At 70.0% G+C, this 15,390-nt stretch carries 12 protein-coding genes; 5 read left to right on the top strand and 7 right to left on the bottom strand.

What is annotated here, in order from left to right; translation table 11 throughout:
- The first annotated feature begins 72 nt into the window (after positions 1-72).
- The 3 genes from ABD355_RS20085 (at position 73) to ABD355_RS20075 (ending at position 4,950) form a co-directional block, all read left to right on the top strand.
- A complete protein-coding gene (locus ABD355_RS20085) occupies positions 73-1,377 on the top strand; it encodes an HRDC domain-containing protein (RefSeq protein WP_344401851.1) in 1,305 nt (434 codons plus the stop codon).
- A gap of 223 nt (positions 1,378-1,600) precedes the next feature.
- Positions 1,601-2,827, top strand: a complete 1,227-nt coding sequence (locus ABD355_RS20080; RefSeq protein WP_344401850.1) for a thiolase family protein — start codon at positions 1,601-1,603, stop codon at positions 2,825-2,827.
- Positions 2,824-4,950, top strand: coding sequence for a 3-hydroxyacyl-CoA dehydrogenase NAD-binding domain-containing protein (locus ABD355_RS20075; protein ID WP_344401849.1), 2,127 nt, complete (start codon positions 2,824-2,826; stop codon positions 4,948-4,950). Before ABD355_RS20080 ends, ABD355_RS20075 begins: the two co-directional genes overlap by 4 nt.
- A gap of 60 nt (positions 4,951-5,010) precedes the next feature.
- Here the strand turns inward: ABD355_RS20075 and ABD355_RS20070 are convergent, their stop codons facing one another.
- Positions 5,011-5,403: a hypothetical protein gene (locus ABD355_RS20070; protein ID WP_344402064.1), complete on the bottom strand. Its 393-nt coding sequence runs from the start codon at positions 5,401-5,403 to the stop codon at positions 5,011-5,013.
- Positions 5,404-5,444: 41 nt separating this feature from the next.
- Positions 5,445-6,461, bottom strand: a complete 1,017-nt coding sequence (locus tag ABD355_RS20065; RefSeq protein WP_344401848.1) for a DUF8189 domain-containing protein — start codon at positions 6,459-6,461, stop codon at positions 5,445-5,447.
- Positions 6,462-6,590: 129 nt separating this feature from the next.
- Between ABD355_RS20065 and ABD355_RS20060 the strand changes: the two genes are divergently transcribed.
- Together ABD355_RS20060 and ABD355_RS20055 are read left to right on the top strand one after the other, a co-directional pair.
- Complete coding sequence (locus ABD355_RS20060; protein ID WP_344401847.1) at positions 6,591-7,475, top strand: NAD(P)-dependent oxidoreductase; 885 nt, start codon at positions 6,591-6,593, stop codon at positions 7,473-7,475.
- 35 nt (positions 7,476-7,510) lie between these two features.
- On the top strand, positions 7,511-7,885 hold the full coding sequence (locus tag ABD355_RS20055) for an NTP pyrophosphohydrolase (protein WP_344401846.1): 375 nt from the start codon (positions 7,511-7,513) through the stop codon (positions 7,883-7,885).
- A 36-nt stretch (positions 7,886-7,921) separates the two neighbouring features.
- Here ABD355_RS20055 and ABD355_RS20050 read toward each other — a convergent pair whose 3' ends face one another.
- From ABD355_RS20050 to ABD355_RS20030, 5 genes are all read right to left on the bottom strand, one after another.
- Positions 7,922-9,418: an amino acid permease gene (locus ABD355_RS20050; protein ID WP_344401845.1), complete on the bottom strand. Its 1,497-nt coding sequence runs from the start codon at positions 9,416-9,418 to the stop codon at positions 7,922-7,924.
- Between the two features lie 142 nt (positions 9,419-9,560).
- On the bottom strand, positions 9,561-11,489 hold the full coding sequence (gene dxs / locus ABD355_RS20045; RefSeq protein WP_344401844.1) for a 1-deoxy-D-xylulose-5-phosphate synthase: 1,929 nt from the start codon (positions 11,487-11,489) through the stop codon (positions 9,561-9,563).
- Positions 11,490-11,898: 409 nt separating this feature from the next.
- Positions 11,899-13,221 (bottom strand): sugar ABC transporter permease, encoded by a 1,323-nt coding sequence (locus tag ABD355_RS20040; protein WP_344401843.1) that lies wholly within the window; start codon positions 13,219-13,221, stop codon positions 11,899-11,901.
- Positions 13,218-14,009 (bottom strand): ATP-binding cassette domain-containing protein, encoded by a 792-nt coding sequence (locus tag ABD355_RS20035; protein WP_344401842.1) that lies wholly within the window; start codon positions 14,007-14,009, stop codon positions 13,218-13,220. The genes ABD355_RS20040 and ABD355_RS20035 overlap by 4 nt, the downstream gene beginning before the upstream one ends.
- A 252-nt stretch (positions 14,010-14,261) precedes the next feature.
- Complete coding sequence (locus ABD355_RS20030; RefSeq protein ID WP_344401841.1) at positions 14,262-15,362, bottom strand: sugar ABC transporter substrate-binding protein; 1,101 nt, start codon at positions 15,360-15,362, stop codon at positions 14,262-14,264.
- Between the last annotated feature and the right edge of the window lie 28 nt (positions 15,363-15,390).

Here is a 15,390-nt window from a genome sequence, read left to right as displayed (position 1 = left end):
TACGACCCCCAGGCGCCCGTCGACGGAACGTTACGTCGGCGGGCGCTGTCCATACACAGATACCCTTGACACGTGACCGACGCCCAAGAGACCGCAGCAGACAGCTCACTGCGAACCACCGGAGGCGCCCCTCCGGAAGACGGCGGAACATCTGTTACGGGGGCGCCGAACGCAGAACCGAGCCCGGAGCCGACCCCTTTGCTCGAGCCGCGCGAGGGCATCCCGCCCGTGATCGCCGACGCGGACGCGCTCGCCGAGGTGGTCGCCGCCTTCGCGGCCGGTTCAGGACCCGTCGCCGTCGACGCCGAGCGCGCGTCCGGCTACCGCTACGGACAGCGGGCATATCTCGTCCAGCTGCGCCGCGAGGGCGCCGGGACCGCGCTGATCGATCCCGTGGCCTGTCCCGATCTCTCCGGCCTCGGTGAGGCGCTCTCCGGCGTCGAGTGGGTGCTGCACGCGGCCACTCAGGACCTGCCGTGTCTGCGCGAGATAGGCATGGTGCCGACGCGGCTGTTCGACACCGAGCTCGCGGGACGTCTCGCCGGGTTCCCCAGGGTCGGCCTCGGCGCCATGGTCGAGAACGTCCTCGGCTTCGTACTCGAAAAGGGCCACTCCGCCGTCGACTGGTCGACCCGCCCGCTGCCCGAGCCGTGGCTGCGGTATGCGGCGCTGGACGTCGAGCTGCTCGTCGATCTGCGCGACGCGCTGGAGAAGGAGCTGGACCGGCAGGGCAAGCTGGAGTGGGCCCGGCAGGAGTTCGACGCGATCGCCTCGGCTCCGCCGCCGGAGCCCCGCAAGGACCCCTGGCGGCGTACGTCCGGGATGCACAAGGTGCGGCGGCGCCGGCAGCTCGCCGTGGTGCGGGAGCTGTGGCAGACGCGGGACCGGATCGCCCAGCGCCGGGACGTGTCGCCGGGGAAGGTGCTCGGGGACGCCGCCATTGTGGAGGCGGCGCTCTCACTTCCGAGCAATGTGCACGCGCTGGCTGCCCTGAACGGGTTCGGGAACCGGATGGGGCGGCGGCAGCTGGAGCAGTGGCAGGCCGCGGTGGATCGTGCGAAGGCCCTGACGGAGGCGCAGTTGCCGGCGCCGGGGCAGCCGGTGACCGGGCCTCCGCCGCCGCGCGCCTGGGCCGACAAGGACCCGGCCGCCGCGGCCCGTCTGTCGGCGGCCCGGGCGGCGGTGTCCGCCCTGGCCGAGCAGCTGAACATGCCCCAGGAGAACCTGATCACGCCGGACACGGTGCGGCGGGTGTGCTGGGAGCCGCCGAAGGTCGTCGACGCGGACTCGGTCGGTGCGGCGCTGGCGGGTCTCGGCGCGCGGACCTGGCAGGTCGAGCAGGTGACGCCGGTGCTGGTCGCCGCGTTGTCCGCCTAGGGCGGGGACTGACGGGGACCGACATCCGTGTGGACCGACGACGTGACGACCGTGACGGAGGCCGTGCGGCATCGGGCGGCGCCGGGCATCGGGGATCCACAGCGCCGCCTGTTCGATGTGACCTTCGCCGCTCGGGGCGACAGGACTGGGCAGCCACGTTACTCATAAGTAGCATGGCTATGAGCAAGCGCTCAGCGTCCCGCACCTCTGGAGGAGAGCCATCGTGCCTCGTACCGTCAGGGACGTCGTCTTCGTCGACGGCGTCCGTACCCCGTTCGGCAAGGCGGGCCCGAAGGGCATCTACCACGAGACCCGTGCCGACGACCTCGTCGTGAAGGCGATCCGGGAGCTGCTGCGCCGCAACCCGGGTCTCGACCCCAAGAAGATCGACGAGGTCGCCATCGCCGCGACCACGCAGATCGGTGACCAGGGGCTCACCCTCGGCCGCACGGCCGGCATCCTCGCCGGGCTGCCGCAGTCGGTCCCGGGCTACTCCATCGACCGCATGTGCGCCGGTGCCCTGACCGCCGTGACGACCACCGCCGGTTCGATCGCCTTCGGTGCGTACGACGCCGTCATCGCCGGTGGTGTCGAGCACATGGGCCGCCACCCGATGGGTGAGGGCGTGGACCCGAACCCGCGCTTCGTCAGCGAGAAGCTGGTCGACGAGTCCGCGCTGTTCATGGGCATGACCGCGGAGAACCTGCACGACCGCTACCCGACGATCACCAAGCAGCGCGCCGACGAGTACGCCGTGCGCTCGCAGGAGAAGGCCGCCAAGGCGTACGCCAACGGCAAGATCCAGCAGGACCTGGTGCCGATCTCGGTGCGCCGCACCAACGCGGAGGCCGGTGAGACGGGCTGGGGCCTGGTCACCGCCGACGAGCCGATGCGCCCGGGCACCACCCTGGAGAACCTCCAGGGCCTGAAGACGCCGTTCCGTGTGCACGGCCGCGTCACCGCCGGTAACGCCGCCGGTCTGAACGACGGTGCGACCGCCTCGATCATCGCGTCCGAGGACTTCGCCCGCGAGAACAACCTGCCGGTCAAGATGCGCCTGGTCTCGTACGCCTTCGCGGGCGTCGAGCCGGAGGTCATGGGCTACGGCCCGATCCCGGCGACCGAGAAGGCCCTCGCCAAGGCGGGCCTGTCGATCGAGGACATCAACCTCTTCGAGATCAACGAGGCCTTCGCCGTCCAGGTGCTCGCCTTCCTGGAGCACTACGGCATCGCCGACGACGACGCCCGCGTGAACCAGTACGGCGGCGCGATCGCGTACGGCCACCCGCTGGCCTCCTCCGGCGTCCGTCTGATGACGCAGCTGGCCCGCCAGTTCGAGGAGCAGCCGGAGGTCCGTTACGGCCTCACCACCATGTGTGTCGGCTTCGGCATGGGCGCCACGGTGATCTGGGAGAACCCGAACCACAAGGACGCCGGAGGCAACAAGTGAGCACCACCGAACTCCTGAAGGGCGCGGCCGAGCTGTTCCCCGACGAGGTCGTGACGTCCGCGCACGTACGCCACCTCGACCTCCCGTTCGGCGCCGGTCGCTTCGCGCTGATCACGCTGGACAACGGCTTCGACCACACCAAGCCGACCACCTTCGGCCCGGCCTCGCTGGCGAACCTGAACACCGCCATCGACCAGGTCGAGAAGGAGGCCGCGGCCGGCGAGATCGTCGGTGTCGGCATCACCGGCAAGCCGTTCATCTTCGCGGTCGGCGCCGACCTCAAGGGCGTCGAGCTGCTGAAGGAGCACAAGGACGCGCTCGCCATCGGCAAGGGCGGCCACGAGGTCTTCAAGCGTCTGTCGGGCCTCGCGGTGCCGACCTTCGCGTACTACAACGGTGCCGCGATGGGCGGTGGCGTCGAGGTCGGACTGCACTGCAAGTACCGGACCGTCTCGAAGGCGCTCCCGGCGTTCTCGCTGCCCGAGGTCTTCCTGGGTCTGGTCCCGGGCTGGGGCGGCTGCACGATCCTGCCGAACCTGATCGGCGCCGACAAGGCCGTCTCGGTGATCATCGAGAACAGCCTGAACCAGAACAAGCAGCTGGGGGGCCAGCAGGTCTTCGACCTCGGTATCGCGGACGCGATCTTCGAGGGTGCGGACTTCCTGGAGCAGTCGCTGATCTGGACCGCTCAGGTGCTGAAGGGCGACGTCGAGGTCGAGCGTCCCGTGATCGACCGCGGTGAGGCCTGGGACCAGGCCGTCGCCAAGGGCCGGTTCATCGCGGACTCCAAGGTGCACGGCGCCGCTCCGGCCGCCTACCGTGCGCTGGACATCATCGCCGCCGCCAAGAACGGCGACCTGCAGCAGGGCTACGACGCCGAGGACAAGGCCCTCGCCGACCTGATCATGGGTGGCGAACTGCGCGCCGGCATCTACGCCTTCAACCTGGTGCAGAAGCGCGGCAAGCGTCCCGCCGGTGCCCCGGACAAGAACCTGGCGCGCCCGGTCACCAAGGTCGGCGTGGTCGGCGCGGGCCTGATGGCCTCGCAGCTCGCCCTGCTCTTCCTGCGCCGCCTGGAGGTGCCGGTCGTGCTGACCGACATCGACCAGGAGCGCGTCGACAAGGGTGTGGGCTACGTCCACGCCGAGATCGACAAGCTGCTCGGCAAGGGCCGTATCAACCAGGACAAGGCCAACCGCCTCAAGGCCCTGGTCACCGGTGTGCTGGACAAGGCCGAGGGCTTCTCCGACGCCGACTTCATCATCGAGGCCGTCTTCGAGGAGATCGGCGTCAAGCAGCAGGTGTTCGCGGAGGTCGAGGCGGTCGCCCCGGCGCACGCGATCCTCGCCACCAACACCTCCTCGCTGTCGGTGACGGAGATGGCGTCGAAGCTGAAGAACCCCGAGCGGGTCGTGGGCTTCCACTTCTTCAACCCGGTCGCGATCCTCCCGCTCCTGGAGATCGTCCGCGGCGAGCAGACCGACGACGCCTCGCTGGCGACCGCCTTCGCGGTGGCCAAGAAGCTGAAGAAGACCGCGGTGCTGGTCAAGGACGCCCCGGCGTTCGTCGTCAACCGCATCCTCACCCGCTTCATGGGCGAGATCCAGAACGTCATCGACGAGGGCACCCCGGTCGAGGTCGCCGAGAAGGCCGTCGAGCCGCTCGGTCTGCCGATGTCCCCGCTGGTGCTCCTGGAGCTGGTCGGCCCCGCGATCGGTCTGCATGTCTCGGAGACCCTCAACCGGGCCTTCCCGGACCGCTTCACGGTCTCCCCGAACCTCGCGGCCGTCGTCAAGGCGGGCAAGCGCGGCTTCTACGTCTACGACTCCGGCAAGCCGGAGCTGGACCCCGAGGTCGCCGCGCTGCTGAAGCAGGGCGATGTCGTCCTGACCGAGGAGCAGGTCCGTGACCGTGTGCTCGACGCCGTCGCCCAGGAGATCGGGCTCATGCTCGACGAGGGTGTCGTCGCCGAGGCCCAGGACATCGACCTCTGCCTGATCACGGGCGCCGGCTGGCCCTTCCACCTGGGCGGCATCACGCCGTACCTGGACCGCGAGGGTGTCTCGGAGCGCGTGAACGGCAAGAAGTTCCTGGCTCCCGGCCTGGCGAGCGTCCCGGCATAGCGGGTCCCTACGGGCGTACGGTGCCCGGCACATCGACCGATGTGCCGGGCACCGGCATTTTCATTCCGCTGCCGGGCCGTTGTCCTCGACATGGATGACATGCAACTCGGTGCCGTCCTGGTCGCGTTTGGAGCGCCCGTGGATACCGACGGCGAGGTGCGAGGGGTCGGCGGGCTCGTCGAGGGCGACGAATGTGACGACATCCGGGTGGTGGCCGGTCACCAACCACCCTTCGCCGTTCTTGAGTTCGAGCACCCGGAAGTCGCCGGCCGAGGTCGCCACCTGCACAGGTCCGAACTCCCGCAGAGTCTCGGTGGCCCGCTCGGCGAGTTCTCCGGTGGGCTCGTCGATCACCACGCAGGTGCCATGCTCGAACAGCACCCATGACTTTCCGGAGCCGCTGAGGAGACGCCGCCAGGCGTCGATGAGTGTCTCGGTGTCCACGGCGGCCATCATGGCGCATGCCGGCCCCGGCGGCCTCGGGGCAGCGGCGATCACACCTCCCGCCAGGCCTCCAGCGCCAGTCCCGGCTCGTCCTTGCGGCGGGTGAGCAGCAGCTGTCCGGTGGACGGGGACAACGTTGCCGCCACCACGCGACCGTCCTCGTCCACCGCGAGGGACACCGTGGCGTCCGCGGGCAGGGCCGGGCCCGACTCGGCCCACCAGGCGCCGGCCGCCTCCTGCTCGGTCGGGTACGCGGCGAAGGCGACCCGGCCGCTCGCCGAGCGCTGGGCGAGCAAGGTGCAGTCGTGGCCGTCGAGTTCGCAGCGCACCGCGGAGACGGGTCCGGGTCCTGCCGAGGGCAGCAGGGTGACGGGTTTGGCGCCGGGGCGCCAGGCGCACAGGTCACCCGACTCGTCGGTGTAGAAGAGGGTCGTACCGTCCGGGGAGGTGGCCAGCGCACGCAGGGTGTCCGGGCGGACCTGCGCCTCCAGCGCCTCCTCCAGGGACGGCTGGGCTCCCGCCTCCTCCTGCCGCCAGTGCAGGATGCCGCCGGGGGCGGCCGCGTACACCTCGACGCGCCCCGACTCCCCCGTCACCGCCGCCAACTCCCCTTGTACGTCGCGCCCTTTGAGATCCCGCCAGGGTTCCCAGCCGCCCTTCTCCTTCTGTGCGACCATGCTCACCCCGCCGCCGTTGTTGCGGACGAAGACATGGGCGCGCCCCTCGGCGTCGACGGCGACGGCGGGCGGGCCGGTGCGGGACCCCTTCTTGTCCGGGTGCCCGAGCGGAGCCCAGTCGAGGGCGGCGAGCCGGGGCCGGAAGTGGGTGGAGTGCACGAGGCCCGCCTCGCCGGACACGGTGGGCCGCCAGGAGACCAGATGGGCGTACGAGTCGCTGCCCTGTCCGACCGCGGGTGACGGGTGCAGGATCTGCTCGCCGCCGACCCGGTGCGGGGCCGTCCAGGGGCCGCCGGGTGAGCGCTCCGCCCGGCACAGCAGGGCGTCGTCGGTGGGGAGGTAGACACTGAGCCGGCCGTCGCGGCCGCGTAGGAGCCAGTCGCCGTTCACCGCTTCACTCTAAGCGGGGCGACACGCGGGACGCGGCCCGGCCCCTGCGTCCTCGTACGTGCGGCCGGGCGCCGAGCGGGCAGGCTGTTCCTGAGCAACCACAGCACCAGTGAGAAGGAAGCCGATCTCATGACCGACCAGCTCACCGTGAGCGTCCTCGGCACCGGCATCATGGGCGCCGCCATGGCCCGCAACCTCGCCCGCGCCGGTCACTTGGTCCGCGCCTGGAACCGCACCCGCGCCAAGGCCGAGCCGCTCGCCGCCGACGGAGCGCACATCGCCGACACGCCCGCCGAGGCCGTCCAGGGCGCCGATGTCGTCCTGACCATGCTCTACGACGGTCCCGCCACCCTGGACGTCATGCGCCAGGCGGCCCCCGCGCTGCGCCGCGGCGCCGCCTGGGTGCAGTCGACCACGGCCGGCATCGAGGCGCTCACCCGACTGGCCGCGTTCGCCGACGAGCACGGCCTCGTCTTCTACGACGCCCCGGTGCTCGGGACCCGGCAGCCCGCGGAGGCCGGGCAGCTGACCGTGCTGGCCGCCGGGCCCGCCGAGGGCCGGGGGGTGGTGGAGCCGGTGTTCGACGCGGTCGGTGCCCGCACCATGTGGACCGGGGAGGACGCCGGCAGCGCGACCCGGCTGAAGCTGGTCGCCAACAGCTGGGTCCTCGCGGCGACCGCGGCGACGGGCGAGGTGCTCGCCCTGTCCCAGGCCCTGGACGTCGACCCGCAGAACTTCTTCGACCTGATCGCGGGCGGCCCGCTGGACATGGGCTACCTCAAGGTCAAGGCGGGGCTGGTCCTCGACAACAAGTTGTCCCCGCCCCAGTTCGCGGTGGCCACGGCCGCCAAGGACGCCCGGCTGATCGTCGAGGCCGGGCGGGAGAACGGCGTCCGTCTGGACGTCGCCGCCGCGACCGCCGAACGCATGGAGCGCGCCGCCACGCAGGGACACGGCGACGAGGACATGGCCGCCGCGTACTTCGCCAGCTTCGACGAGAAGCCGGTGGACTGAGCGGCGGGCAGCGGCCGCTGTGCGAACCTTGCCGCATGGCTGACAGCGACCCCCTGCTCGTGATCGTCGACGCCGCGAACGTCGTCGGGTCGGTGCCCGACGGCTGGTGGCGTGACCGGCGGGGGGCCGCGGAACGCCTCCGCGACCGGCTCGCGGCCGACGGCCTCCCCGGCCGCTCCGGTCCCGTGGAGATCGTCCTCGTGGTGGAGGGAGCGGCGCGCGGGGTGGAGACGGTGCCCGGCGTCCGGGTGGAGTCGGCGCCGGGCAGCGGGGACGACCGCATGGTCGACCTGGTCGCCGGGGCCGTGGGCCGCCCGGTCCTGGTGGTGACCGCGGACCGGGAACTGCGGCGCAGGGTACGGGAGTTGGGGGCGGAGGTCTCGGGACCCCGTACCGTCAGGCCTGCGTGACGACGGAGTTGACCGCCCCCTCCCGGCCCGGCGGCCTCAGGACCTCGCCGACACCGCCTGCTCGCCGCGTGCCAGACGGCTGTGGGAGCGGCCGTAGAGGAAGTACACGACGAAGCCGATCACCATCCAGATGGCGAACCGGAGCCAGGTCTCGGCCGGCAGGTTCAGCATCAGCCACAGCGAGGCGCACACCGACAGGACCGGGATGACCGGGACCCACGGGGTGCGGAAGGCCCGGTGCAGGTCGGGGCGGGTGTTGCGGAGGATGATCACGCCGATCGCGACGACGACGAAGGCGAAGAGCGTGCCGATGTTCACCAGTTCCGCGAGTTCGCTGAGGCTGGTGAAGCCGGCGACGATCGCGATGATCACGCCGAGCAGGATGGTCGGCCGGTGCGGGGTCCTGAACCGCGGGTGGACGTGCGAGAAGAAGGTGGGCAGCAGGCCGTCGCGGCTCATCGCGAAGAAGACCCGGGTCTGGCCGAGCAGCAGGATCATGCAGACCGTGGTCAGGCCGACGGCGGCGCCGAAGCTGATGAAGCCCGCGAACCAGGGGTGCCCGGTGGCCTTGAAGGCGTCGGCGAGCGGGGCGCTCACCGACAGCTTGGTGTAGTGCTCCATCCCGGTGACGACGATCGACACGGCGACATACAGCACCGTGCAGATGACGAGCGAGCCGAGGATGCCGCGCGGCATGTCCCGCTGCGGGTTCCTGGTCTCCTCGGCGGCCGTGGCGACGACGTCGAAGCCGATGAACGCGAAGAAGACGACGGACGCGGCGGTGAAGATGCCCATCACTCCGAAGTTGGAGGGCGCCCAGCCGAACATCAGCTGGATGAGCGGGGCCTTGAGGCTGCCGCCCGCCTCCACGGTCTGCGACTTCGGGATGAACGGCTTGTAGTTGTCGCCCTTGACGAAGAAGAGGCCCGCGACGATCACGGTCAGCACGACGGTCACCTTGATGGCGACGACGACGGAGGTGACCCGCGCGGAGAGCTTCGTGCCCACCACGAGGATCGCGGTCAGCACCAGGACCAGGGCGGCGGCGAGGATGTCGAAGCCGAAGCCGTGCGCCCCCTCCCTGCCGCTCAGCCTCTCGGGCAGATGCACGCCGGCGTTGTCCAGGAGCGAGGCGATGTACCCGGACCAGCCGACGGCCACCACCGCCGTACCGAGCGCGAACTCCAGGACCAGGTCCCAGCCGATGATCCAGGCGGGCAGTTCGCCCAGGGAGGCGTACGAGAAGGTGTACGCCGAGCCGGCCACCGGGACCGTGGAGGCGAACTCGGCGTAGCAGAGCGCGGCGAGGCCGCAGGCGACGCCGGCCGCGACGAAGGCCAGGGCGACGGCCGGGCCGGCGTTGTTCTTGGCCACCGTGCCGGTGAGGACGAAGATGCCGGTGCCGATGATGACGCCGACGCCGAAGACCGTCAGATCGAGCGCGGAGAGGGATTTCTTGAGCGCGTGCTCTGGTTCCTCGGTATCGAGGATGGACTGCTCGACCTTCTTCGTCCTAAAGAGGGTGCTGCTCACGGGCTGACCTCCCACGCTTCGTCGTCCTCGACATGATCGAGAGGGGGCGTACTGCGTATGCCCCGGCGCGGGCGGATTCACGCAGATGGGCCGCTTTCACCACCCTGGGCGGTGGCGGAAGCGGCCCATCCGGCGTGTCGGGTCAGTCGCGCGCGGGCTCCACCGAGTCGACCTCGGCCGCCTCACGGTCGAACCGGCCGTCGAGCTTGGAGACAAGACCGGTGACCTGGCGGGCGATGTCGGGGGCGGTGAGCCCGATCTCCGTCATGACCTCGGCGCGGGAGGCGTGGTCGAGGAAGCGCGGCGGGATGCCGAAGTCGCGCAGCGGCACGTCCACGCCCGCGTCCCGCAGCGCCTGCGCGATCGACGAACCGACGCCGCCGACACGGGAGTTGTCCTCGACGGTGACGACCACGCGGTGCCGCTCGGCGAGCGGGGCCATGGCCTCGTCGACGGGCTTGACCCAGCGCGGGTCGACGACGGTGGTGGAGATGCCCTGCTTGTCGAGCAGGGAGGCGATCTCCAGGCACATCGGGGCCAGGGCGCCCACGGAGACGAGCAGCACGTCCGGGGTGTCCGTGCCGGGCTCGCGCAGCACGTCCATGCCGCCCACCCGTCCCGCGGCGGGTACGGCGGGGCCGACGGCACCCTTGGAGAAGCGCACCACCGTCGGCGCGTCCTTGACCTCGACGGCCTCCCGCAGCTGGGCGCGCACCTGGTCGGCGTCGCGCGGCGCGGCGAGCCTGAGCCCCGGCACGACCTGCAGGATCGACATGTCCCACATGCCGTTGTGGGAGGGCCCGTCGGTGCCGGTGATGCCGGCCCGGTCCAGGACGAAGGTGACCCCGCACTTGTGCAGCGCGACGTCCATCAGGACCTGGTCGAAGGCCCGGTTCAGGAAGGTCGCGTAGACGGCGAAGACGGGGTGCAGTCCGCCGGTGGCGAGGCCCGCCGCGGAGACGGCGGCGTGCTGCTCGGCGATGCCGACGTCGTAGATCCGCTTCGGGAAGGCGTCCGCGAACTTCTTCAGGCCGACCGGCTGCAGCATCGCCGCGGTGATGGCGACGATGTCCTTGCGCTCCCGGCCGAGCCGGACCATCTCGTCGCCGAAGACGGACGTCCAGTCGGCACCGGATGCCTTGATGGGCAGGCCGGTGTCGGGGTGGATCGGGCCGATGCCGTGGAAGCGGTCGGCCTCGTCCTGGAGGGCGGGCTGGTAGCCGCGGCCCTTCTCGGTGAGGCAGTGCACGATCACCGGGCCGCCGAACCGCTTGGCCCGTGCGAGGGCCGACTCCAGCGCCTCGATGTCGTGACCGTCGATGGGACCGACGTACTTCAGACCGAGGTCCTCGAACATGCCCTGCGGTGCGATGAAGTCCTTGAGGCCCTTCTTCGCGCCGTGCAGCGTCTCGTAGAGCGGCTTGCCGACGACGGGCGTGCGCTCCAGCAGGTCCTTGCCGCGGGCCAGGAACCGCTCGTACCCGTCGGTCGTACGAAGAGTCGCGAGGTGATTGGCGAGGCCGCCGATGGTCGGGGCGTACGAGCGCTCGTTGTCGTTGACGACGATGACGAGGGGGCGGTCCTTGGCGTCGGCGATGTTGTTGAGGGCCTCCCAGGCCATGCCGCCGGTCAGGGCGCCGTCACCGATCACGGCGACCACGTGGTCGTCGCGCTCCAGGATCTGGTTGGCCTTGGCGAGGCCGTCGGCCCAGCCGAGCACCGTGGAGGCGTGGCTGTTCTCGATGACGTCGTGCTCGGACTCGGCCTGCGAGGGGTAGCCGGACAGGCCGCCCTTCTGCTTGAGCTTCGCGAAGTCCTGGCGGCCGGTGAGCAGTTTGTGCACATAGGACTGGTGGCCCGTGTCCCACAGCACCTTGTCCTTCGGGGAGTCGAAGACGCGGTGCAGGGCGATGGTGAGCTCGACGACGCCCAGGTTGGGGCCGAGGTGGCCGCCGGTCTTGGAGACGGCATCGACGAGGAAGGTCCGGATCTCCTCTGCCAGCTGGTCCAGCTGCTCCAGGCTGAGCCGGTCCAGATCGCGCGGTCCCCTGATGCGGGTCAGCAGCGGCACCCGTGCCTCCTTGCAGTAGAGCTGTTGCCGGGCTCGTCGAGTCTAATGTTCCGCCCGTACGCCCGACGCCCGGGCAGTGCGTCATAGGTCACGCGATCGGCTGTACCCAAGATCGGCCGGGCCTATGACATGACTGTGCCCGGCACCGCCGTTGGCACCGGGCACAGGTATGGGGGGAGGGCGCCGCAAGGCGCCCCTCCAGGGGCGCGGGGCGCAGGGCGCCGCAGGCGCCCCAGGGGCGCGGGGCTGTATCGATGTGCGGCTACCGCCGCGCGGGCGCGACCAGCCACACCCGCCGACAAGAGGGGCCGCCTGCGGCCCCCTCAGGGGGCGCGGGGAACTGCGCGACCAGCCACAATGGATCGGCACCCGCAATACCACCGCACCCCCACGGCGCTCCCGCGGAGCGTTATGCGCGTCCCGCAGCCTTCTGGCTCCTACGGCTGACGGAGTCAATAACCACCGCACCGAGCAGAACCGCACCCGTGATCATGTACTGGATCGACGTGTTCATGTTCAGCAGGTCAAGCCCGGTCTGGATCGACTGGATGACCAGCATGCCCAGCAGCGCGGACCACACCGAACCCCGCCCGCCGAACAGCGACGTACCACCGATGACGGCCGCCGCGATGGCGAGCATCAGGGTGTTGCCGCCACCGGCGGTCAGCGTCGCGCTCGCGGTCTGGCCGGCGAAGAACATGCCGCCGATCGCCGCGAACATGCCGGAGATGGCGAACACGGTGATCCGGACCATCGGCACGCTGATACCGGCACGGCGGGCCGCCTCGATGCCACCGCCGACCGCGAAGACCTTGCGGCCGAAGGTGGTGCGCCTGAGCACGAAGTCGACGACCACGAGGCAGGCGAGGAAGATCACCAGGGCGTTGGAGACACCGGCGGCGTTGTTCAGCACAGCCGCGGCCACGAAGGAGGCCACGGCGAGCAGAGCCACCCGCACCAGGATCTCGCTGGTGGGACGGAAGGGCACACCGGCCGCCCGGCGGCGGCGCTGCTCGTTGAACTGACCCACGAGCGCCAGTACGACACCCAGGCCGGCCAGCAGATAGGCGCCGACGATGGCCTGGTCCATGAAGAAGGAGTTCTGGCCGAAGAGGTGCACCGGGCCGGTGTCGGCCGGGATGTTGATGGTGCCGCTGGAGCCCAGCAGCCACAGCATCAGACCGTTCCAGCCGAGGAAGCCGGCGAGTGTCACCACGAAGGCGGGCACGCCGATTCTCGCGAAGAAGAACCCGTGCAGTGCACCGATGCCGATCCCGGTCAGGATCGTCAGGACCAGCGCGAGCCAGTCGTTCATCCCGTGCTCGACCACGAACACGGCGAAGATCGTCGAGGCCAGACCGCTGACCGAGCCGACGGACAGGTCGATCTCGCCGAGCAGCAGCACGAACACCAGGCCGATGGCGAGCATGCCGGTGGCCGACAGGTAGTAACTGATGTTGGAGAGGTTGTCGGCGCTCAGGAAGCGGTCGTTCTTCAGCTGGAAGATCGTCCAGATGATGATCAGACCGATGACGACCGGCAGCGAGCCCAGCTCGCCGCCCTTCACCTTGCGCTTGAACTCGGTGAGGTAGCCCTTGAAGCCCTCTTCGCGGACCAGCAGCCGCGGGTCGACGACGGCGACCGGAGCGGCTGTCGGGTCGTCGGCCGGGGTCGCGGTCTCCTGCTGTTCCGGCGCGCTGTCCGTCTTGGAAACCTTGGACGTGTCGCTCACTGTGCCGCCTCCGTGCTGCGACGCCCCGCACGACGGGTCACGGCGTTTTCCGTGGCTCCGGTGATCGCGGCGATGATCTCTTCGTGACTGGTGTCCTTCACGGGGAAGGAACCGTTGTTCCTGCCCAGGCGAAGGACGGCGACGGTGTCCGCGACGGCCTTCACGTCGGCCATGTTGTGGCTGATGAGGATGACGGCGAGGTTCTGCTCGCGCAGCCGCTCCACGAGGTCGAGGACCTGGGCGGTCTGCTCGACGCCGAGGGCGGCGGTGGGCTCGTCGAGGATGACGACCTTGGGCTCACCGATCAGGGCACGGGCGATGGCGACGACCTGGCGCTGACCGCCGGAGAGGCTCGCGATCGGGATGCGCACGCTCGGGATCCGGATGGAGAGCGTGCTCAGCAGCTCGCGGGCCTTCTTCTCCATCGACACCTCGTCGATGACGCCGCGGTGCAGCAGCTCGCGTCCGAGGTAGAGGTTGCCGACCACGTCAAGGTTGTCGCACAGGGCGAGGTCCTGGTAGACGGTCGCGACGCCGAGTCCCTGGGCGTCGTGCGGCTTGTTGATGCTGACCGGCCGGCCCTCCCACTCGATGACGCCGTCATCGATGGGGTGGACTCCGGCGATCGTCTTGACCAGGGTCGACTTCCCTGCGCCGTTGTCGCCGACCAGGGCGACGACTTCTCCGGCGTGGACCTCCAGTTCGACATCGGTGAGGGCCTGGACCGCACCGAATCGCTTGGAGACTCCGCGCAACGCCAGCACGGGCGTAGCGGACACGTGAACCATCTCCTTCGCCGCCTGACCGGCGGGGATGCCGCGCTTGGGGTAGTGCGCGGAGAGGTGTGCGAGGACGCACGAGGTTTACAGGATGAACATGCGCGAATCCGCTGCCCTTGGCAACGGTTCCGTCCGGCGCCCGTCCCGGTAGCGGGGTATTGAAAGCCGGGGCGGACGCCGGACAGGCTTCGCGGGACCACCACAGGGCGGTCGCGGCCGCGGTGACCGCCCAGGGGTCCGGGCAGTCACTCGGGTGCTCGACTACTCGAGGCCCGCGGCCTTGCAGGCCTTGGCGTAGGCGGGGGTGCAGATCTGCTGGACGGTGTACAGACCGTCCTTGACGACCGTGTCCTTGATGTTGGCCTTGGTGACCGAGACCGGGGTCAGCAGCTGCGAGGGCACCTTGTCGCCGGAGCCGCTGGTCAGGGTCGTGGTGGCGAGGGAGGTGATGCTCTTGCCCTGGGCCAGGTCGACCGCGAGCGTCGCGGCACCCTCGGCCTCCGGCTTGTAGGCCTTGTAGACGGTGCTCGACTGGGTGCCCGCGAGGATCCGCTGGATGGCGGCGAGTTCCGCGTCCTGACCGGTCAGCGGGATACCGGAGATGCCTGCGCCCTTGAGGGTGTTGGCGATACCACCGGCCATGCTGTCGTTGGCGGAGTAGACACCCGCGATGTTCTTGGCACCGAGCTGGGTGATGGCCGCGGACATCTTCTGGGCGGCCACGGTGTCCTTCCACAGACCGGACTGCTCGTAGGCGATGTCGACCTTGCCGTCGAGGGCCTGGTGTGCGCCCTTCTTGAACTGCGCGGCGTTCGGGTCGGCGTCGTCACCGTTGATCATGACGACCTTGGAGCTCTTGGTCGCCTTCGAGCCCAGCGAGGTGAGCAGCGCCTGGCCCTGCAGCTCGCCGACCTTGACGTTGTCGAAGGAGATGTACGCGGAGACCGGGCCCTGCGCGAGACGGTCGTACGCGACGACCTTGATGCCCTTGTTCACCGCGGTCTGGATGGAGGACTTGATGGCCGCGGAGTCCTGGGCGCTGATCACGATGACCTTGACACCCTTGGTGATCATGCTGCTGACCTGCTGCGCCTGCTTGGCCGCGTCGGCGTTGGCGTTGGCGTACTGCACCGAGCAACCGGAGCAGAGGGCCTTCACCTTGGCCTCGAAGAGCGGCCGGTCGAACTGCTCGTAGCGGGTCTGGGTGTTGTCGGGAAGAAGCAGGCCGATCGACGTGTTGCCGCCCGAGGTGGTGCCCGAGGACTTCTTGTTGTTGTCGCCGGCCTTACCACAGGCGGCCACAGCGAGAGCCATCGAGACCGCGGTCGTACCGATCACGACCTTACGCATCGTTGCGTTCATTTTGGGGGTGCCTCCCTGACAGGGCCGC

It is taken from the genome of Streptomyces longisporus (assembly GCF_039532765.1).
Lineage (GTDB): Bacteria > Actinomycetota > Actinomycetes > Streptomycetales > Streptomycetaceae > Streptomyces > Streptomyces longisporus.
The sequence above is the reverse complement of the archived record's forward strand: the minus strand, read 5'-3'. Positions and strand labels throughout refer to the sequence as shown.

Bases quoted from the DNA above. Each gene is read 5' to 3' on its own strand.
- ABD355_RS20035 (WP_344401842.1), bottom strand. From the start codon at position 14,009: ATGGTTCACGTGTCCGCTACGCCCGTGCTGGCGTTGCGCGGAGTCTCC.
- ABD355_RS20070 (WP_344402064.1), bottom strand. From the start codon at position 5,403: ATGGCCGCCGTGGACACCGAGACACTCATCGACGCCTGGCGGCGTCTC.
- ABD355_RS20030 (WP_344401841.1), bottom strand. From the start codon at position 15,362: ATGAACGCAACGATGCGTAAGGTCGTGATCGGTACGACCGCGGTCTCG.
- ABD355_RS20055 (WP_344401846.1), top strand. From the start codon at position 7,511: ATGGCTGACAGCGACCCCCTGCTCGTGATCGTCGACGCCGCGAACGTC.
- ABD355_RS20060 (WP_344401847.1), top strand. From the start codon at position 6,591: ATGACCGACCAGCTCACCGTGAGCGTCCTCGGCACCGGCATCATGGGC.